Genomic DNA, 18,978 nt, shown 5'->3' with positions numbered 1-18,978 from the left:
AAATGACAGATTCAATTAATAAACGAAAAGCGGAACATATTAAACTATGCCTTACGGACCAAGTGACAGGAAACAACATTACGACTGGAATGGACTCCGTTCGTTTGGTACATAATGCTTTACCTGAAATTGATTTTGATCAGATTTCACTTGCAACATCATTTTTGGGTCATAAGCGGGCAACACCATTTTTGGTCAGCTCTATGACTGGTGGTGCTGAATTAGCAGAAACCATAAATCGCAATTTAGCAATAGCCGCTGAAGAAAAAGGGTGGACATTTGCTCTTGGTTCAACACGAGCGCTTGTAGAAAATAAAGAGTATCGTCCTTCATTTCAAGTAAGGGAATATGCACCAACTGTACCAATTATCGCTAACTTAGGTGCTGTTCAGTTAAATTATGGATTCGGTGTGGATAAGTGTCGTCAAATTATTGAGATCACAGAAGCCAATGCACTTGTGTTACATTTAAACTCGATTCAAGAGGTTATTCAAACAGGTGGAGATACTAATTTCTCAGCCTTGTTAGGTAAGATTGAAAAGCTATGTAAGGAGCTTGAAGTACCAGTTGGTGTTAAAGAAGTTGGCTGGGGTATCGATGGAAGAGCTGCGAAAAAACTGCGAGATGCAGGTGTAGCATTTATCGATGTGGCTGGAGCTGGTGGTACATCTTGGAGCCAAGTAGAGAAATTACGTTCACAGGACAAAGTGAAAAGGGAAGCTGCGGAAGCTTTTGTTGACTGGGGTATTCCTACGGTAGAAAGTATTGTTTCTGTTCGTGAACATGTTACAAATATCCCTGTTATCGCAAGTGGTGGGATGAAAACAGGTTTAGACGCTGCTAAAGCAATTGCAATCGGTTCTGATATGGTAGGATTTGCACGCTCGATTTTACGAGAAGCAACAGAATCAGTTGAACAACTAATCGCTTTAATGGAGACGAGAGAACTTGAATTGCAAATGGCGATGTTTGGATTAGGTGTAGGTTCAATAGATGAATTGAAGCAAACAGAGCGGGTTATTATTGGCTAGATAATAAAGTTAACTGATCTAGGGATAAAGCAACTATCACCTCCAACTTTTCTTATGATAAACTAATAAAAGTTGGAGGTTTTTCAGAAATGCAAACTCCTTGTTAGTGCACAGAATAAACATGATGCGTCGTAAAAGGCATTTCCATTACCGCTCCTCAAATGAAATTACCTCCTTTTCCGCAGGCACGGCCTCAACTAATTTTTAGAAGAAAAGCACTTCTAAAAATGGATTTTCGGCCCGTGCTGTTCCTGCAGGAGTGTCGATAATTTCATTTGATCCGCTAGATAGTCTAAAAATATAATACATTACAACCTATTTTAACTGCAGAAAGCTTATTGATTGTAGTATATAAATCAAAATTAGTTCTTCTAACTAGCGAAGGAAGCAAAGGCTTGACATCCCACCAAAACCGTCTGGTGACGTAGCGGATTAGGTAGTAACTCACGCTAATAGTTACGTCGCATCATTTAGCAACTGTGAATTAAAGTTATGAGGCAAGAGTTTTAACAAATGTAATAAAGGAGGAAATATATTATGCGCGAAGCTTTTCATAAAATGTTTTGGGGATTTCTTTTTGTATTATTGGAGATTCATATTATTGTCGTAGATATTTTACCAGATCCAATTGGCTATATCTTGATCATTCTAGGGCTTGCTTGGTTCCGTGAATCATATAATGAAGCGAAAAAAGCACATCAATTTGCAATTGTGCTTACTGTACTTTCAATTCCGTCCGTATTTATTTCGCAACAAGCTGTAAATCAGATAGGTACATTTGGGTCAGCATCAGGAACATACGGTTTTATTATGCAGGCTTTGAACCTTATACTCGTATTTATGGTCTTTCAATTATTACTGAAAGTTGCTGATCAAGCTGGAGAAAATGAACTTGTAAGAGGAACGACAATTCTATTTAAAATGTATATGACTGTTATGATACTTGCACTTATCTTACCGATATTTACTGTTGGTGTTGTTAATCCAGTCTTTACTTCATTAGTAGTTGTTATTACATTACTAGCACTTGTACTTGAGATTGTTTATTTAGTTTGGTTACGTAAATTTAGTAAATTGGGGGGATAATAATGAAGTTTTTGATTTCACCTGAAAAGTTACGGGAACAACTAGACGATGTAGTTGTTATTGATACGCGTTTTAATCTATTTAATCCAGATCAAGGGCACAAAATATATCTGAAAGGACATATTCCAGGAGCCGTCTATTTTGACTTAAACAAAGATCTAGCATCAGCTCGTCGAGAACATGGAGGTAATCATCCACTTCCTGATTCTGAGGAGTTCTCTAAAAAACTAGGGGAAGCTGGGATTGATCAAAATACAACTGTTGTAATCTATGATCAAACAAATGACATATTTGCAGCAAGAATGTATTGGCTATTACAATATTTTGGACATGAACATACATTTATTTTAGATGGTGGTGTGCAAGCATGGGCAAAAGGTGGATATTCTATTACATCAACAATCCCCGAGCCTTCTCCCAAAACGTTTGTACCAACTATCAACAATAATCTGATTGTTGATATGGCAGAATTAAAAGATAAGCAAGAAAAAGCTGAATCCATCTTAATTGATTCACGATCATGTCCTCGTTACCTTGGCGAGGAAGAACCGTTATATGCAAAGGCTGGCCATATTCCTGGAGCAAAAAACTATGATTGGCATGATTTATTAACAGCTAATAATGGGTGGAAGACACAAAGTGAAATTAAAGAACACTTTGCTAGTTTAGATAAAAAGCAGGAGATTATTGTGTCTTGTGGGTCTGGTGTTTCAGCATGTATGAATATCTTAGGTTTGTGGGCTGTTGGATTTGAAGATGTCAAGCTATATCCGGGCAGCTTTAGTGATTGGATCTCCTATCCAGAAAATACGATTGAAACAATAGAAGAGTAAGGGGTTTTAAAAGTGAAAGAAAAGCAGGAATTGTATGATGTTACAATTATTGGAGGCGGAACCACAGGGCTATACGCAACATTTTATAGTGGTTTACGAGATATGAAAACGAAATTAATTGAAGCAAGTCCAATCTTTGGCGGGAAAGTTTCGCTCTTTTATCCTGAGAAGTTAGTCCATGAGGTTGGAGCAATTCCTGCTAAAACAGGTGAAGAGATTGTTGCGGAAACAGTAAAGCAAGCGCAAACTTATCAGCCAAATTTTGTTCAAAATGAATGGATTGAAGATATTGAAAAACTGAATGATGGGACATTTATCTTAACAGCAGCTAGTGGAAAACAACATTTTTCAAAAACAATTATTCTAGCAACTGGTACAGGTAGATTTACAGTACGTGGTCCAGAATGTTTTGATCTTCAGCATGATAAAAATGTTCATACGTCAATTCGTGATTGGCAACAATATCAAGATAAAAGAGTTGCAATACTCACTAGCAATAGGGCAGGAATTGATTGGTCATTAAAAATAGATGGTTCTGCGGAGAAAGTCTTTCTGATTAATGAAAAATCTGCATTTCAAAAAGCGCAAACTACTGATATCGAACGTGTGAACCAGTCGAATGTGGACGTCCGTACAGAAACCTTAGTAGAAGAGGTTATACGAGAACAGGACCTAGTGAAAGAAATAATAGTTAAAAATAAGGATGGCGTTTCAGAACGAATAGCAGTAGATGATATTCTAGTTTATAATGGTGTTGAGTTGCAAAGCGCTACTTTTGAAAAATGGGGATTGAATCTTGATAAGGGTCGTATTGCAACAGATACAAAAATGCACACAAATATAGAAGGGGTTTTTGTCGCTGGAGATGCAGCTTCCTACCCTGGTAAAATGATACTGATAGCAGCAGGTTACACTGAAGCAATGACTGCGGTTAATAGTGCAAAGAAATATGTTGACCCCAAAGCAAGTGACCAGGTTTATAGTACTGTGATTTATCGTGATAAGCAGCAATAAAATCAAATTTTTTTATAGAAATCTTTGTGCAGTTGATACATGATGCGTCGTAACTTAAAAATGTGAAACAGAAGCGCTAATTCGGCAAAATCAATATGTAATCCGGCAAAATTTTAAATTATTCGGCAAACTCAAGAAGGATTTCGGCAAAAACTTAAACTATTCAGCATTTGATGAAATAATCATCAATCCATTAATCTGCACTGCAGAGATTCAAGTACGTTATAACGCATCATTAGGTGTCTTTTCTTCAAATCAAGCAATTATCTTGTACAAAAGTATTAGTCTTAAAGAAGAAGGCACAAGACTAAAACATATCAAATTAAGTGACAAACTTACGTTGATGATGTATTAATGTATCAATTTGTTTAATGATGTAAATCTCTCCACCTTATTCTGTATCAGGTCTGTGCCCCTTTTGCAAATCCCGTATACTTAAACCAAAATCCATTTGTAAATGGGGATTATCAGTGAAGTGATCCCAATCGCCACCCCAGGAAAAACCAAGTTCTTTGGCTATTGCTACTACTTCCAGCCAATCAGATTGCCCATTTTCATTACCATCATATTCTAAGTCCCAAATAACAGATCCATTGTCTAATTTAATTGCAAAATCAATTGCTAATCCATAATTATGATAGGACTCCCCACCTTTTGCATTGGTGACAATAGCTGCATCATTGTTCCTTCCTCGAGCATATAAAGCATCCTGCTCTTCAACGGTTCGAAATCCATCAGTTATTAAAATCGTAATGCCTTTCTCAGAAGCCTGATCAATTAAAATATCCTTTTTCTTAGCAACAAGTGGGTGAAGTGTAGTAGGTAGGGGCTGTCTCGATAACTCTTTCTGATATTCACTGTACTTATAAATGATTATACCTATAATGAATAATATAATAAGTATTCCAAAAAGTTTTAAAAATCGTTTAGTCATTGTATCCTCCAAAACTAATGATATATTTTAGTATAGCACAAGAAAACGCATACACTTATAAATACAAATATTTTCTGAAAATAACAAAAATATTGAAAAATTAGTTAAAAGCATTTATAGTATATAGAAAGAGAATTGGAGGGTGAGCAATGTCTAAAGATCCAAAAGATTTACGAATTAAAAGTAATGTGTTTGATGATCCAAAACGGGCGCCAAATAGAGCGATGCTACGCGCTGTAGGGATAACTGATGAAGACTTTAAAAAACCGATGATCGGTATTGCAAGTACATGGAGTGAAGTAACACCATGTAATATCCATTTACACGATCTGGCTTTAAAAGCGAAAAAAGGTGCACAGGATGCAGGGGGAGTACCTCTTATTTTTAATACCATCACTGTATCTGATGGAATTTCAATGGGTACGGCTGGCATGCGCTACTCTCTACCAAGTCGAGATGTTATTGCAGATTCAATTGAAACGGTTGTTGGGGCAGAGAACTTAGATGCATACGTTGCAATTGGTGGCTGTGATAAAAATATTCCGGGATGTATGATTTCAATTGCGCGTACAGATGTACCGGCTGTATTTGTTTATGGTGGAACGATAGCACCTGGTTATCGTAATGGTGAAAAACTAGATATTGTTTCGGTTTTTGAGGGTGTTGGAAAGCATAATAATGGAGACATTTCAGATAAAGAGCTGCATGGTATTGAATGTAATGCATGTCCAGGCGCAGGTTCCTGTGGTGGTATGTATACAGCAAATACAATGGCTTCAGCTGTAGAAGCACTAGGGATGAGTTTACCGGGTAGTTCATCACACCCTGCTGAATCAAAAGACAAGCATGAAGATACGCAAAAGGCTGGGGAAGCGGTTTACAAGCTACTAGAACAAGGGATTTATCCAAAAGATATTATGACGAAAGAAGCTTTTGAGAATGCGGTTACGGTTGTTATGGCACTTGGTGGTTCTACCAATGCTGTTTTACATTTACTAGCCATGGCGCACGCTGCAGAAGTGGATCTGTCAATTGATGACTTTGATCGTATTCAGAGAAAAGTACCACACCTTGCTGACTTAAAGCCAAGTGGCAAATATGTAATGGAAGATCTCTATAATGTTGGTGGTGTGCAAGCTGTAATGAAGTTGCTTTATGAAAATGGGTATTTACATGGGGATTGCTTAACAGTAACTGGTAAAACACTAGCTGAAAACCTTGCCGATGCAAATGATTTAAAAGAGGGACAAGAAATTATATTACCTCTTGATAAACCATATCGTAAAACAGGTCCTCTAGTTATTTTAAAAGGAAATCTTGCGCCTAGAGGTGCGGTTGCTAAAGTATCTGGTGTAAAAGTTAAACGACATACAGGACCTGCCCGTGTATTTGAAAATGAAGCGGAAGCAACAAAGGCAGTCATGGACAATCAGATTAATGAAGGTGATGTACTGGTAATCCGTAATGTTGGACCAAAAGGCGGACCTGGTATGCCAGAAATGCTATCTATTTCTGCTATTTTAGTTGGGAAAGGCATGGGAGAAAAGGTTGCATTACTAACTGATGGCCGTTTTTCTGGCGGTACACATGGTTTAGTTGTAGGTCATATTGCCCCAGAAGCGCAAGTTGGTGGTCCAATTGCTTATCTACAAGAAGGAGATCAAGTTATGATTGACTCTGATTTACAAGAGATTACAATGTATGTCTCAGATGAAGAGATTGAGAAACGAAAACAATCATGGACAGCACCACCACTTTATAAGAAAGGGATACTTGGAAAATATGCACACACTGTATCCTGTTCTTCCAAAGGCGCTGTTACTGATGATTTCCAAGATTAACAATAAAATTAACCCTCAAGACAGAAATTTGTCTTGAGGGTTTTTAAAACTTATTTAATTGCGCCACTAATAGGATAATCAGCTACATTGACGGTAGTTTCTTCACCTAAGGCTAAATGTGCTAATTGTTGTCCAAGATACGGTCCGGTTGTTAAGCCGGAAGAACCGAGACCATTTGCAACATAAATATGATCATAACCTGGTAATGCTCCAATTACAGGAAGATAACCAGGTGTGCTTGGTCTAAAGCCAACACGTGTTTCCATAACAGTACTTTGTGCTAAGCCTGGTGCAATATCTAGTGCCTTTTCGATAATTTCTTGCATGCCAATTGGTGTGACACGATAATCAAAACCAAGGTTATTCTCATGCGTAGCCCCCGCAATAACTCTTTGATCATCATAAGCAACTAAATAGTGGTCACTTGGTGGCATAACCACTGGCCAATTATTAGTTTCGTTTTCAGGTAACTCTAAATGCATAATTTGTGCTTTTTGTGCTTCTACTAAAAATTCAATATCAAGTGGTTTGAGTAACGCATTAGCCCAAACGCTAGCAGTAATAATAATTTTATCGGGATAAAAGACTTTTTCGTTAACATAAACAGAGACCTTTTCATTGTCTCTTTTTAACTCTGCTTCCCCTGTAATAACTTCAGCACCATGTTTTTTAGCTGCATTTAAGAGAGCGTCGCGTAATTTTTGTCCATTAACACGTGCTGCACCGCTAATATGGACTGAACCGAATCCGTCTGCAAGAGGTGGAAATAAACTTTTAGTTTCTGTTGGTGATAGTTTGGTAATCTCACCAATTTCAGGTGCGCTAATGCGGCGATCTTGAGCACGTTCAAACATAGCATCTAACTTTTTTTCTTCTTGACGAATGCTAATAGCCCCAACTTTTTTATAACCAGTTTCTGTTTCGCCATCATCTTTTAGTTTATTTATTAGCGTAGGATAGTAGCTCGCACCAGCTTTGGCTAGCGAATACCATGCTTTATTTCTACGTTGGGATAACCAGGGGCAAACAATTCCAGCAGCTGCTTCAGTTGCTTGTCCAGCATGTTTTTTATCGATAATAGTTACACTTTCTCCATATTTTGCTAAATGATAGGCGGTTGATGCCCCTAAAATTCCAGCTCCAATTACAATATAGTCTGACACTGTTTAATACTCCTTTTTATGTTTATTAACATGATAATCTTTAGTGTGCAAAAAAAAATAGAAAATAGCAAGTTAGAACAAACAATTGGGATAAACCAAAGGAAAATAATGTTTGTTAATTCAATTAAAATATCTGAATAAACATGTACCTTAACCTATAATAATGTGATATAATAATCTGCATGATAATTCAGAAAATTTAAAACAGATAGAAAATACTGATAGGGGTGGATATGTATGAATAAAAGTTTTTGGATGAGTTTAATTGCAATTATAAGTATATTGGTATTGGTAGCATGTGGTGCTAATGAAGATTCAAGCTCAGATACTGAAGGGGAAGAGACGTATACTATTGGTGCATCACAATTTGTTGAGCACCCATCTTTGGATGCAGCCTACGAGGGATTTCAAGCTGCAATTGAGGATGCAGGTTTAAACGTCGACTATGATTTGCAAAGCGCACAAGGAGATCAGAATAATACCGGTCCAATCGCACAAGGTTTCGTTGCAGATAATGTAGACTTAATTTTTGCTAATGCAACACCGAGCGCTCAGGCAGCTTATCAAGCGACAAAAGATATACCAATATTATTCACCTCTGTTACAGACGGAGTTGAAGCTGGTTTAGTTGAATCAATGGATCAACCAGGTGACAATATAACTGGGGTTATGGATTTACATCCAGATGCTATTAGTAACACCGTATCTTTCATTGAAACCTATTTTGAAGGAGCAACGGTTGGAGTGATTTATAACGCGGGTGAACAAAATTCCGTATCACAAATTGATCTGGTTAAAGAAGCAATTGATGGTACCAGCCTTAACTTAGTAGAACGAACGGTATCTACATCAGCTGAAGTACAGCAATCAGCTACATCACTAGTTGGAGATGCAGATGTTTTTTATATTGTAACGGATAATACTGTTGTAACAGCATTAGAAGCGGTTGTAGGTGTTGCAAATGAACAAGATATTCCATTAATTGTTGGAGAACCTGATTCATTAACGCGTGGTGGCTTTGCAACATATGGTATAGATTATCATACAATTGGTTATCGAACAGGAGAAATGGCAGTAGAGATTTTAACTGGTGAAAAGACAGCTGCAGATATTCCACCAGAATACCCGCCAAGTATGCAACTGTTTATTAATAAAGGTGCTGCAGAAGATCAAGGTGTTGAATGGAATGACACATGGGATGATGAAGCTGAGTTCAAGGAAACTGCAGAAGAATAAAGAAAGTTAGATGTATATAGAAGGTAAACCGACTCTTATTTTTGGTTTAATAGTCGGTTTTCTTTTTAGTTAATATAAGGGGCGTTTTAATATGTTTATATCAATGTTTGGAGCGGTTGAATCAGGTGTTATTTATGCGATTATGGCATTAGGTGTTTATTTATCTTTTCGCGTATTAGATTTTCCGGATTTGACAGTAGATGGCAGTTTTGTAACAGGAGCTGCAGTTGCTGCAATTGCTATCATGCATGACGTGCCAACAATTATTGCAACGTTATTAGCGGTAGTTGCAGGATTCGTTGCAGGCAGTATCACAGGAATATTAAACACAAAGGGTAAAATAAATCCACTTTTATCGGGGATCTTGATGATGATCGCATTATATTCTATTAATTTGCGAATTATGGGGCGATCTAATATACCATTATTAAATGAACCAACTATTTTTACACAATTACAAGAGATTTGGGAAGGGACAAATATCGATCAAAGCTTGAATGCGATGCTTTTATCGCTAGGAGTAGATCGTACACCAGGGACATGGTCAACACTACTAGTTATGATTGTGGTTACTGTACTTATTAAATTTATTACAGATTATTATCTAAAGACTGAAATTGGCCTCGCATTACGTGCAACTGGTGACAACGAAAAAATGATTCGAAGTTTTTCTGCAAATACAGATAACTTAAAAATTGTAGGATTAGGTATATCGAATGCTTTGGTTGCTCTATCAGGTGCTTTAATAGCACAATATGGTGGGTTTGCTGATGCAGGTATGGGAATAGGCATGATTGTTATCGGTTTGGCTTCCGTTATAATTGGTGAAGCATTGTTTGGAACAAAAACAATCATGCGAACAACATTAGCTGTAATAGGTGGAGCTATTGTATATCGAATTGTAGTAACATGGGCATTACGAGTTGATTTTTTAGAGTCAAGTGATATGAAGTTAATTACATCCCTGCTTGTAATTATTGCATTAGTGGTTCCGAAGGTAATTGACGGCCAAAAAGAAGCTAGACGAAAAAGAAGAAAAAGAAACAAATTACAAGAACGTTTAAAAGGAGAGGCATAGTATGTTAAATGTAAAAGATATTTCATTAACGTTTAATGAGGCCACTCCAGATGAAAAAAAGGCTCTTCAAGGAATTAATTTAACACTTAAAAAAGGTGATTTTGTTACAGTCATTGGTAGTAATGGTGCTGGGAAATCAACGTTAATGAATGTAATATCAGGCAGTTTAACGCCGGATGTCGGCGATGTAGCTATTGGTCAAAAGAATGTGACAATGTACCCAGAATTCAAAAGATCACAGTATATTGGACGTGTTTTCCAAGATCCAATGGCAGGAACAGCACCTGCTATGACGATCGAAGAGAATCTGGCTATGGCTTACGCTCGAAACAAAAAGCGTAAATTAAAACCTGGAGTAAATAAAAAACGTCGAGAACTATTTAGAGAATATTTATCAACATTAAATATAGGTTTAGAAGATCGATTAAATGCGAAAGTAGGATTATTGTCCGGAGGAGAGAGGCAGGCATTATCCTTACTGATGGCTACTTTCACTGAGCCAAATATCTTGCTTTTAGATGAACATACAGCAGCGCTTGATCCATCACGTGCTGAGTTAATAACAAATTTAACACGCGATGTTGTAGAGAAGTTTCATTTAACAACATTAATGGTTACACATAATATGCAACAAGCACTAGACCTTGGAAATCGATTGATTATGATGGATAAGGGTCAGGTCATATTTGATGTATCTGGAAAAGAAAAACAAGCTCTGACAATTGAAAAATTATTACATGAGTTCCAGAGGATTCGTGGAATCCAGATGGATAATGACCGTGCTATTTTAGGATAACGACTAAGTGTACTAGTTGCTGCTAGTGCACTTTTTTTATCTGTAAAAGTAGAAAACATAGCTCATTTAATCTACAAAAAAAGTAGCCGGCTTGCTTATATAGAAAGCTGGCTACTTGGCTACTCATTAATCCCAAAAAGCTTTTTCCAAAAAGAATTCTTTTTCTTCTGCTCTACTTTTGGTGCTTTTTTTTCTTCTAAAAATATATCTTCATGATCAACAGCATGACCATAGGTTAATACTAGTCCATAATTTGATTCAGCATCTCTGTTATTAACTGTTGTATAGAGTACGTTGTGTTTTGTTGCTAATTGACGATAGGGTTTAAAGTAACGGAAAGTAATATTGCCATTTAATAAAATAGTTGCATCGGGATGTGCTATGATTTTTTGCTCTAATTCTTTTAAACCTTTTGCTTTCATTACCTGCCCTTTAGTGAGAACAAAAACGACTCTTTCTCGAAGTGTACCTAAAAATACTTTGCGTTCAGCAGGATTAATTTCTTTAGCACCATACATCCCTTCCTGCAAATAATCATCTATATTTTTCTTAGCCATTTCCTTGCCACCTCCTAGAAAAAAATAACCATATTTATTATATATGATTTTTGTTTCCATGTAATCCTATACAATTAATTTTGCTAAACAAAAGGCTCTTTTAGTAAATAATGTTGTTTTTAGATATTCGGACATGATATAAAATCTAAATTAATTAGTAACGTGAGTTACCGCTTCTCAAATGAAATTGATTCCCTTTCCGCAGGCACGGCTTCAGCTAACTCGGAGGCAAAAACCACCTCCGAGTGGATCTTCAGCTCGCGCTGTTCCTGCAGGACAAGGAACGCTTCAATGAACCCACATCGCACGAAGGAAATCGATCTATATTTCCGAGGAGTGTCATCAATTTCATTTGATCCGCTAGATAGTCTAAAAATTTGAAAGTGCATTACAATCTAACTTGTTGAGTGTTAGTATCTCATATTTTAATTAGTTCCTCTAACTAGCGTAGGAAGCAAATGGGTGAGACTGAGCCCACGGAAAGGGAATCCACATTTGGGAACTGCGATTATTGCCCCACCAAAATCACCTGCTGATGGAGCGGGTAAGTGTTTAATGCGCAGTTTATAGAAAATGTGTCATAAGCAACAATTTTTTAGAAAAAGCCAAACAAAAAAAACCTCCCGATTTGGGAGGTCTTAAACTTAATCTTCATCTACTGGGTATACACCATTTTCATCGTGTACTTCATTACCTGATAGGGCAGGATTGAAAACACAAACCATGCGCATATCTGTTCTTGCACGTAATAAGTGCTCATCATTTTTATCTAATGCATAGAGTTGATCCTTTTTAATTGGCCACACTTTGTTATCGCTTAGCGTGACTACTTCACCTTCACCTTCAATACAGTAAACAGATTCTAAATGGTTTTGATACCAAATATGTGTTTCTGTACCTGCTTTAATAATTGTATCATTGACAGAGTAACCCATTCCATCATTTTTATTGATTAAGCGACGGCTAATCCAGTTTCCTCCGTCTACTTCATGCTTTGTGCCTAATACATCTTCTAGTGATACTACTTTCATAAAGTTACTCCTCCTGTGTTAATATTCTTTTTTAGTTTGTTACGGGTTTTTTTACGACAGATTTAATACTTTCTTCAAGAATGTCTAACCCTTTATTCAATCCCTCATCATCGATGTTTAAAGCAGGGAATAATTTAAATACTTCATCATTTGGTCCTGATGTTTCCATAATAAGACCAAGTTCAAATGCTTTTGCAGCAATTTTATTGGATAGTCCATCAACTTCTGAAGCTACTCCAACCATAAAGCCACGTCCTCGCACTTCACCTTTAATTTCAGGGTATTTTTCAACCATTTTTTCTAAGAAGTCTATAATTTTTTGTGATTTAATTTTTATATTATTTTCTAATGTGTCATCTTTCCAGTAGTCAAGTGCAGCAGCTGCCGTAACAAATGCATGGTTATTACCACGGAAAGTACCGTTATGCTCACCAGGTGCAAATTTATCGATATCTGGACGCACTAATGTCATTGCAAATGGCGTACCATAACCACTTAGTGATTTTGATAAACAGATAATGTCTGGTTTGATGCCAGCTGGTTCAAAGCTAAAGAATGTACCAGTACGACCTATTCCCGCTTGGACGTCATCCACAATAAGCAAGATGCCCCAACGTTTACAAACTGCTTCAATTTTCTTTAACCATTCGAAACTTGCAGCGTTAATTCCGCCTTCGCCTTGAACAGTTTCTAAAATCATAGCAGCAGGAATTGCAACACCACTACCACTGTCTTCTAAAAAGCGTTCTAAATAATCAAGTGAGTCTTGATCATTTACATAGTTATCATAAGGCATGGTAACAACGTTTTGTAGTGGGATACCAGCACCTTTACGTTTCATGGAGTTACCTGTAACAGATAAAGAACCAATTGTCATACCATGGAAACCATTAGTGAAACTGATAATGTCAGTTCTTCCTGTTACCTTACGTGCTAATTTTAATGCACTTTCTACTGTATTTGTACCAGTAGGACCAGGAAACATCATTTTATAATCTAGATCACGCGGTTTTAAAATAACATCTTGAAATTTTTCTAAAAAAGTTGCTTTGGCAACTGAAGCCATGTCCAATGAATGGGTAATACCATCGTTAGTGATATATTCAATTAATTTTTCTTTCATGTGATCATCATTATGACCATAGTTAAGTGCACCAGCACCAGAGAAGAAATCGATATATTCTTTTCCTTCTTTGTTCCACATCTTGTACCCTTTTGTTTTGGTGAAAACAGTTGGGAAACTTCTTACATAACTACGAACCTCGGATTCTGAATTTTCAAATATTTTTAGATCTTTATTCACAAATTTTCCTCCTTATTTTTTCGCGCATGAAACTATAGCATAGTCTCTATACTTCATTCGGTATCTTTATACGATCTTTTATTTACAATTTAATTGGACCAACACGGAAGTTCAACTCTTCCTCGTGGTCATCATCAGGGAATAAGTCTTTTGTGAAAAACTCGCTAATTTCACATTGTGTATTATGTTTGCGAGCTAGGCTTTGGAATAGTGCCTGTGATGCTTTGTTCGATGGCGTTACAGTCGCTTCTATAAAACGAACTCCTTCAGAAGAAAGACGTCTGATTAATTCATTTAATAGTTTCGATGCGATTCCTTTTCCCCTTTGTGATGAATCGACACCTACTTGCCATACAAAAACTACATCAGGTTTTTCGGGGGGGATAAAAGCAGTAATAAATCCTACTAGATTATTAGCTTCTTTTGCAACTACACATGTATTTGCAAAATACTCACACATCATAATGTATTTATAAGCAGAATTTTGATCTAAAGTTGATTGATTAACTAATTCCCACATTGCTGCTCCATCTTTAACACTGGGTTTTTCAAACCGAATGGTGTTATTTTGAGCAGTTGTGATTTGACTGTTAATGATAACAAACCCCTTTCTTTAAACTGGATATAGCCGTATTGCTTCCATATCTTATAATACGGGCAATCTGAATGGATCGCAAACAGATTAAATCGTGATTAAATGGCTTTAATCACGATGAAGGACGATTAGCTGTATGAGATCGACTTAAATTTAAAAATGCTTGCGTATTGTTAAGTATCCTTACAATTCGACCGTTTTTTCTAAAAATAGGAAAAAGGCCGAATGTGTAATTAGTGATTATTGGTTATTGTTTTTGTTTTGGGCACGTTTATCTGCCTTTTCCATACGTTCTATTGCTTCCATATCATCTTGATCAGCTAGCTCGCGTGAAAATTCCACATCTTCGTTTTTAGCGATACCTTTAGTTTTATCCTTGTTGTCACTCATTTTAAATACAGTCCTTTCTTATTATAATTTTTCTCCATTAGCTTTAGGATAAGATCAAATAATATACATGTTTTTCTGACATCTCACTTTCGTTACCTTATTTAGAGACATATTTATTGTGTTTTAACCAAAAACGCCATGGATAGTCTTTTGCATCACCAGCATTATCTATTCCAATACGTGGACCAGATACCACTTCCGAGGTAGGTGTATTGTAAGAAGCAATCCACAATGGAGAATGTGTAAGATCATGACCATAATCCGCCATATCGATCCCTAAAGCTTTAGTTAATTTGCCTGGGCCATTTGTTAGATGTGTATCTTTTGTTATTTTAGATCGCCTTTTTCTAATTAAATCGATATTATAAATAGGCTCTACTGCACGAATTAAGACTGCTTCTGGCTGATCAATCTTCCCAGTTACTACATTAAATAAGTTATGTGTGTGCATTGTATACATATAGGTTGTACCAGGTCTTCCGAACATCGCTTCTGTACGTTTTGTTCTTCGATTTTGAAAGCTGTGTGACGCCTGATCCTCAGGCCCGATATAAGCTTCGGTTTCAACAATTATTCCAGCAGCAGTACCTTCTGTGGTTTCTTTTATTAAAATACAACCAAGTAACTTCTTTGCTATATCTAGAGTGGGAAGATGATAAATAGAAGAATCTAGACATTTTAGTTCTGATAAAGTTTGTAACATTAATCGCACTCCTCTTAATTTCTAACCTATTTTAGTATACCCTAAAATAGAAACTGCGAATTTGCAGTTTCTTGTATAGAGGTTATTATTATTTTATTTCTTCTGGTACAGCGATACCTAATTCTTTAGCAACACTTTCAGCTAATTCAGGAGCAACTCTTTACGTTGCCTCGCAACTATTTTTTCATTCTGATGCCACTTAATTTAGTATGTCATAAATTTTATTCATCAACTTTAAGGACAGTTACCTCATACCTTTGTATTCTATTTTGCATATGATAGATAGAAAGAAAAAAGGTGAATGAGGTGAAAAAGTGCTTTCCATATTTGAATTTATCTTATTAGCATTAGCAACGTTTCGATTGATGCGTTTAATTGCAGTTGATCAGATTACCGAAAAGATCCGCTCCTACTTCTTAGTAGAAGAAGAAAACGATTTAGGAGGTGGCACGCTTGAGGTAATTGTACGCGGCAAAGGAAAAGGGTTAAGACATTTTATTGGTGAAAGACTAGCTTGTCATTGGTGTGTCTCGGTATTGTCTGGTGTATTTTTATATACAGGCTTCATATTATATCCGGCAATATTTATACATGTTATCATCATATTTGCTGTTGCAGCCGTTGCAGGGGTTCTGCAGACAATTGTAAATTATTTTATATAAAAGTCTATGTTTAAAAGGGAGGTAAGAGGATGCCGCAAAGAAGAGTTGTTAAAGCAAAAACGACCAGACGAAGTGGTGGATGCGGATGTAGGAAAAAAATAATAAAACGAAAATAATTTCATATTACTGACGTCAAATTTTTGCTAGGAAAAGAAGCTAATTAAATTTTAAGTGGAGGGGTGACCTCTACTTTTTTTGTGCGAATATCGACGGTAATCTGGTTAGTAATGTTATAATAAAGTGAAAATTACATTTATAGAAAATGTATTTAAGAAGAGTTGAATGAAATGGTTCAGGTAGTGCAAATTAAACTGAAATATTTTAAAAAATGTTTAGAGTTACATAGTTTGTCAATAACAAAAATTTAAAAAAAGCTCTACAAATAGAAAAAAGCAAAGGGGATATGAAGATGACTAAAAAAGTTTATTTTAATCATGATGCAGGGGTAGATGATCTTGTATCATTATTTTTACTAACACAAATGGAAGATGTCGAATTAACTGGTGTTTCTGTTATACCAGCAGATGGCTATCTTGAGCCAGGTACAAATGCGAGTCGTAAAATTATTGATCGATTTTGTAGTTATTCAGTTGAGGTTGCCAGGTCAAATTCGCGCGGTGAGAACCCTTTTCCAAACGATTGGCGATTACATACATTTACGGTTGATGCGTTACCAATTTTAAATGAAAGTGGAGAAATGAAAACACCAGTCAGCGGATCATATGCACATAAGCACATGATCGAAACATTACTGAAAACAGATGGTAAAACAACGTTATTATTTACTGGTCCGCTTACAGATTTAGCAAGAGCTTTAGATGAATCACCTGAAATAGAAGATAAAATTGAGAAGTTAGTTTGGATGGGTGGAACATTTGAAGATATTGGTAATGTTCAAGAACCTGAGCATGATGGAACTGCGGAATGGAATGCATTTTGGGATCCAACTGCTGTTCAACGTGTATGGGCTAGTGGTTTAGAGATCGAAATGGTAGCTTTGGAAAGTACAAAGCAAGTACCCTTAACATTAGATGTGCGACAGAAATGGGCGTCATTACGTAAATATGAAGGTGTGGACTTCTTAGGTCAATGCTATGCTGCGGTGCCACCACTTGTTTATGCTGAAACAAATTCTACCTATTATTTATGGGATGTTTTAACAACTGCATTTATCGGAAAGGAAGAGCTGGTAAAGACTAAATTAGTTAAAAGTACTGTAATAACAGAAGTGCCAAGTCAAGGAAGAACAGCTTTATCAGAAAATGGTCGAGAAGTAAGTGTTGTTTACGATGTTACCGCAACTGACTTTTTTGAGTATATTACAGAACTAGCGCAGCAAGTGAAGTAGTGAGAATACAGGAGGTGCAACAGTCTATTATGTAGCTGCTGCACCTCCTCTTTTTGCTATCTCATTACTGCTCCTCCTGAAATTTTAACTGACTCACCAACAATATTTTCAGCTGCGTCTGTAAGTAGAAAGGCGATTGTATTTGCTACTTCTTCAGGGGTGGTTATCCTTCCAGAAGGTAGACCATCACTTGCGATTTGATATTGTTCTTCAAACGTACGACCTTCTCGATCGGCTTTATCATTAATGCTTTTACGTCCCATAGCTGTATCTACATATCCAGGACAGACAGCATTTACGCGAATCCCGTGTTGAATTGCTTCAAGTGCAAATGATTGCGTGAATCCGATTAGCGCAAATTTTGACCCACAATATGCTGTTCCACCAAATGTTCCGCGTAATCCTGATAAAGAAGCGACGTTAATAATTGCTCCTTCTTGTTTTTCCTTCATCTTAGTGAAAACCTGTTGGGATAAAAGAATAGGAACGGTATAGTTCAGGTTCATTGTTTGCTCAATTTGTGTTTGTGAAAGTTCCTCAACTTTACCATTTCCCAAAATTCCTGCTGAGTTTATCAAAAGTGATATAGTACCAAAGGTTTCTTCGGCAGTATCAACTAATTTTTGACGCTCTACATCACTCGTTAAATTAGCTGTATGAATATGAATATTTGCATCTGCTTTTTTTGAAATTATTTCTCTTTTTAGTTCTTCTAATTTTGCTTGATTTCTTCCCGTGATTGTCACATCTGCTCCCATTTGTATAAGAAGAAGAGCAGTTGCATAACCAATTCCGCCACTAGCACCTGTAATCAGTGCATGTTTTTGTTTTAAAGCATCTCCTGAAAAAATCATGGTAAAAACTCCTTTTCTTATATGGTAGCACAGATTAGGGAGGAATTAATCTTTATAAAAATGAAAAGCGGCATGATCTCATGATCATGCCGCTTTTCTATATATTAACTTTAAGGGGTGAAACAGTTTTAGCCTTTAAAAGCATTACGGTAAACATCTGCTAATTCAGTTACTAATGGTAATTTAGGATTAGCAGGAGTACATTGATCTTCAAATGCACGGTCTGCCAAGTAATCTACCTTAGCTTCGAATTCTTTCTTGTCTACGCCGTTTTCAGCAATGCTCATAGGAATGTTTAATTCTTTTCCTAATTTATAAATTGCTTGCACTAAGCTTTCTACACCTTCAGCAGTTGTGCTTGCAGGTAAGCCTAATACTCTAGCGATCTCTGCATAACGTTTGTCAGCAACAAAATACTCATATTTAGGGAATGAAACAAATTTTGTTGGCTTTTTAGCGTTATAACGAATAACGTGTGGCATCAAGATTGCATTGGCACGTCCGTGAGCAATATGGAACTCTG

The 18,978-nt window shown here is 36.5% G+C and carries 19 protein-coding genes and 1 pseudogene; 10 read left to right on the top strand and 10 right to left on the bottom strand.

Annotated features, from left to right (window positions below; translation table 11 throughout):
* The first annotated feature begins 2 nt into the window (after positions 1-2).
* The 4 genes from fni to D2K40_RS13765 all read left to right on the top strand — a co-directional run bounded on the left by fni (position 3) and on the right by D2K40_RS13765 (position 3,964).
* Positions 3-1,031 carry a type 2 isopentenyl-diphosphate Delta-isomerase gene (fni, locus tag D2K40_RS13780; RefSeq protein ID WP_117156920.1) on the top strand — a complete coding sequence of 343 codons (1,029 nt, stop codon included), beginning with the start codon at positions 3-5 and terminating at the stop codon, positions 1,029-1,031.
* Between the two features lie 537 nt (positions 1,032-1,568).
* A complete protein-coding gene (locus tag D2K40_RS13775; RefSeq protein WP_117156919.1) occupies positions 1,569-2,117 on the top strand; it encodes a hypothetical protein in 549 nt (182 codons plus the stop codon).
* 2 nt (positions 2,118-2,119) lie between these two features.
* Positions 2,120-2,950 (top strand): sulfurtransferase, encoded by an 831-nt coding sequence (locus D2K40_RS13770; RefSeq protein WP_117156918.1) that lies wholly within the window; start codon positions 2,120-2,122, stop codon positions 2,948-2,950.
* Between the two features lie 12 nt (positions 2,951-2,962).
* Entirely contained in the window at positions 2,963-3,964 is a 1,002-nt protein-coding gene (locus D2K40_RS13765) for an NAD(P)/FAD-dependent oxidoreductase (protein ID WP_117156917.1), read from the top strand.
* A 391-nt stretch (positions 3,965-4,355) separates the two neighbouring features.
* Here D2K40_RS13765 and D2K40_RS13760 read toward each other — a convergent pair whose 3' ends face one another.
* Entirely contained in the window at positions 4,356-4,898 is a 543-nt protein-coding gene (locus D2K40_RS13760; RefSeq protein ID WP_117156916.1) for a M15 family metallopeptidase, read from the bottom strand.
* Between the two features lie 149 nt (positions 4,899-5,047).
* On the opposite strand from D2K40_RS13760, the gene ilvD reads away from it, so the two are divergent.
* The gene (gene ilvD, locus D2K40_RS13755; protein WP_117156915.1) at positions 5,048-6,739 is read left to right on the top strand and encodes a dihydroxy-acid dehydratase; all 1,692 of its coding nucleotides are present in this window, start codon (positions 5,048-5,050) and stop codon (positions 6,737-6,739) included.
* A 50-nt stretch (positions 6,740-6,789) separates the two neighbouring features.
* Here the strand turns inward: ilvD and D2K40_RS13750 are convergent, their stop codons facing one another.
* The gene (locus D2K40_RS13750) at positions 6,790-7,902 is read right to left on the bottom strand and encodes an NAD(P)/FAD-dependent oxidoreductase (RefSeq protein ID WP_117156914.1); all 1,113 of its coding nucleotides are present in this window, start codon (positions 7,900-7,902) and stop codon (positions 6,790-6,792) included.
* Positions 7,903-8,139: 237 nt separating this feature from the next.
* Here D2K40_RS13750 and D2K40_RS13745 point away from each other — a divergent pair, with 237 nt between their 5' ends.
* From D2K40_RS13745 to D2K40_RS13735, 3 genes are all read left to right on the top strand, one after another.
* Positions 8,140-9,138 (top strand): ABC transporter substrate-binding protein, encoded by a 999-nt coding sequence (locus D2K40_RS13745; RefSeq protein WP_117156913.1) that lies wholly within the window; start codon positions 8,140-8,142, stop codon positions 9,136-9,138.
* Positions 9,139-9,229: 91 nt separating this feature from the next.
* Complete coding sequence (locus D2K40_RS13740; RefSeq protein WP_117156912.1) at positions 9,230-10,216, top strand: ABC transporter permease; 987 nt, start codon at positions 9,230-9,232, stop codon at positions 10,214-10,216.
* Between the two features lies 1 nt (position 10,217).
* A complete protein-coding gene (locus D2K40_RS13735; protein ID WP_117156911.1) occupies positions 10,218-11,012 on the top strand; it encodes an ABC transporter ATP-binding protein in 795 nt (264 codons plus the stop codon).
* Between the two features lie 119 nt (positions 11,013-11,131).
* Here D2K40_RS13735 and D2K40_RS13730 read toward each other — a convergent pair whose 3' ends face one another.
* The 6 genes from D2K40_RS13730 to D2K40_RS13705 all read right to left on the bottom strand — a co-directional run bounded on the left by D2K40_RS13730 (position 11,132) and on the right by D2K40_RS13705 (position 15,591).
* The gene (locus D2K40_RS13730; protein ID WP_117156910.1) at positions 11,132-11,569 is read right to left on the bottom strand and encodes a YueI family protein; all 438 of its coding nucleotides are present in this window, start codon (positions 11,567-11,569) and stop codon (positions 11,132-11,134) included.
* A 644-nt stretch (positions 11,570-12,213) separates the two neighbouring features.
* A complete protein-coding gene (locus D2K40_RS13725; protein ID WP_117156909.1) occupies positions 12,214-12,600 on the bottom strand; it encodes an ectoine synthase in 387 nt (128 codons plus the stop codon).
* A 31-nt stretch (positions 12,601-12,631) separates the two neighbouring features.
* Positions 12,632-13,903, bottom strand: coding sequence for a diaminobutyrate--2-oxoglutarate transaminase (gene ectB, locus D2K40_RS13720; protein WP_117156908.1), 1,272 nt, complete (start codon positions 13,901-13,903; stop codon positions 12,632-12,634).
* An 82-nt stretch (positions 13,904-13,985) separates the two neighbouring features.
* Positions 13,986-14,462, bottom strand: a complete 477-nt coding sequence (ectA, locus tag D2K40_RS13715; protein ID WP_268237332.1) for a diaminobutyrate acetyltransferase — start codon at positions 14,460-14,462, stop codon at positions 13,986-13,988.
* 276 nt (positions 14,463-14,738) lie between these two features.
* The gene (locus tag D2K40_RS13710) at positions 14,739-14,888 is read right to left on the bottom strand and encodes a YfhD family protein (protein WP_117156906.1); all 150 of its coding nucleotides are present in this window, start codon (positions 14,886-14,888) and stop codon (positions 14,739-14,741) included.
* Positions 14,889-14,985: 97 nt separating this feature from the next.
* Positions 14,986-15,591: a DNA-3-methyladenine glycosylase gene (locus D2K40_RS13705; protein ID WP_117156905.1), complete on the bottom strand. Its 606-nt coding sequence runs from the start codon at positions 15,589-15,591 to the stop codon at positions 14,986-14,988.
* Between the two features lie 314 nt (positions 15,592-15,905).
* On the opposite strand from D2K40_RS13705, the gene D2K40_RS13700 reads away from it, so the two are divergent.
* Together D2K40_RS13700 and D2K40_RS13695 are read left to right on the top strand one after the other, a co-directional pair.
* A complete protein-coding gene (locus D2K40_RS13700) occupies positions 15,906-16,253 on the top strand; it encodes a DUF1360 domain-containing protein (protein WP_117156904.1) in 348 nt (115 codons plus the stop codon).
* Between the two features lie 409 nt (positions 16,254-16,662).
* Positions 16,663-17,601 (top strand): nucleoside hydrolase, encoded by a 939-nt coding sequence (locus tag D2K40_RS13695; RefSeq protein ID WP_117156903.1) that lies wholly within the window; start codon positions 16,663-16,665, stop codon positions 17,599-17,601.
* A gap of 56 nt (positions 17,602-17,657) precedes the next feature.
* Here D2K40_RS13695 and D2K40_RS13690 read toward each other — a convergent pair whose 3' ends face one another.
* Both D2K40_RS13690 and D2K40_RS13685 read right to left on the bottom strand, forming a co-directional pair.
* Complete coding sequence (locus D2K40_RS13690; RefSeq protein WP_117156902.1) at positions 17,658-18,455, bottom strand: SDR family NAD(P)-dependent oxidoreductase; 798 nt, start codon at positions 18,453-18,455, stop codon at positions 17,658-17,660.
* 128 nt (positions 18,456-18,583) lie between these two features.
* Positions 18,584-18,978: pseudogene (locus D2K40_RS13685) on the bottom strand (iron-containing alcohol dehydrogenase); the annotation flags it as partial.

Source organism: Paraliobacillus quinghaiensis, from assembly GCF_003426025.1.
Lineage (GTDB): Bacteria > Bacillota > Bacilli > Bacillales > Amphibacillaceae > Paraliobacillus_A > Paraliobacillus_A quinghaiensis.
The sequence above is the reverse complement of the archived record's forward strand: the minus strand, read 5'-3'. Positions and strand labels throughout refer to the sequence as shown.

Bases quoted from the DNA above. Each gene is read 5' to 3' on its own strand.
- fni (WP_117156920.1), top strand. From the start codon at position 3: ATGACAGATTCAATTAATAAACGAAAAGCGGAACATATTAAACTATGC.
- D2K40_RS13775 (WP_117156919.1), top strand. From the start codon at position 1,569: ATGCGCGAAGCTTTTCATAAAATGTTTTGGGGATTTCTTTTTGTATTA.
- D2K40_RS13770 (WP_117156918.1), top strand. From the start codon at position 2,120: ATGAAGTTTTTGATTTCACCTGAAAAGTTACGGGAACAACTAGACGAT.
- D2K40_RS13760 (WP_117156916.1), bottom strand. From the start codon at position 4,898: ATGACTAAACGATTTTTAAAACTTTTTGGAATACTTATTATATTATTC.
- ilvD (WP_117156915.1), top strand. From the start codon at position 5,048: ATGTCTAAAGATCCAAAAGATTTACGAATTAAAAGTAATGTGTTTGAT.
- D2K40_RS13745 (WP_117156913.1), top strand. From the start codon at position 8,140: ATGAATAAAAGTTTTTGGATGAGTTTAATTGCAATTATAAGTATATTG.
- D2K40_RS13740 (WP_117156912.1), top strand. From the start codon at position 9,230: ATGTTTATATCAATGTTTGGAGCGGTTGAATCAGGTGTTATTTATGCG.
- D2K40_RS13735 (WP_117156911.1), top strand. From the start codon at position 10,218: ATGTTAAATGTAAAAGATATTTCATTAACGTTTAATGAGGCCACTCCA.
- D2K40_RS13730 (WP_117156910.1), bottom strand. From the start codon at position 11,569: ATGGCTAAGAAAAATATAGATGATTATTTGCAGGAAGGGATGTATGGT.
- D2K40_RS13725 (WP_117156909.1), bottom strand. From the start codon at position 12,600: ATGAAAGTAGTATCACTAGAAGATGTATTAGGCACAAAGCATGAAGTA.
- D2K40_RS13710 (WP_117156906.1), bottom strand. From the start codon at position 14,888: ATGAGTGACAACAAGGATAAAACTAAAGGTATCGCTAAAAACGAAGAT.
- D2K40_RS13705 (WP_117156905.1), bottom strand. From the start codon at position 15,591: ATGTTACAAACTTTATCAGAACTAAAATGTCTAGATTCTTCTATTTAT.
- D2K40_RS13695 (WP_117156903.1), top strand. From the start codon at position 16,663: ATGACTAAAAAAGTTTATTTTAATCATGATGCAGGGGTAGATGATCTT.
- D2K40_RS13690 (WP_117156902.1), bottom strand. From the start codon at position 18,455: ATGATTTTTTCAGGAGATGCTTTAAAACAAAAACATGCACTGATTACA.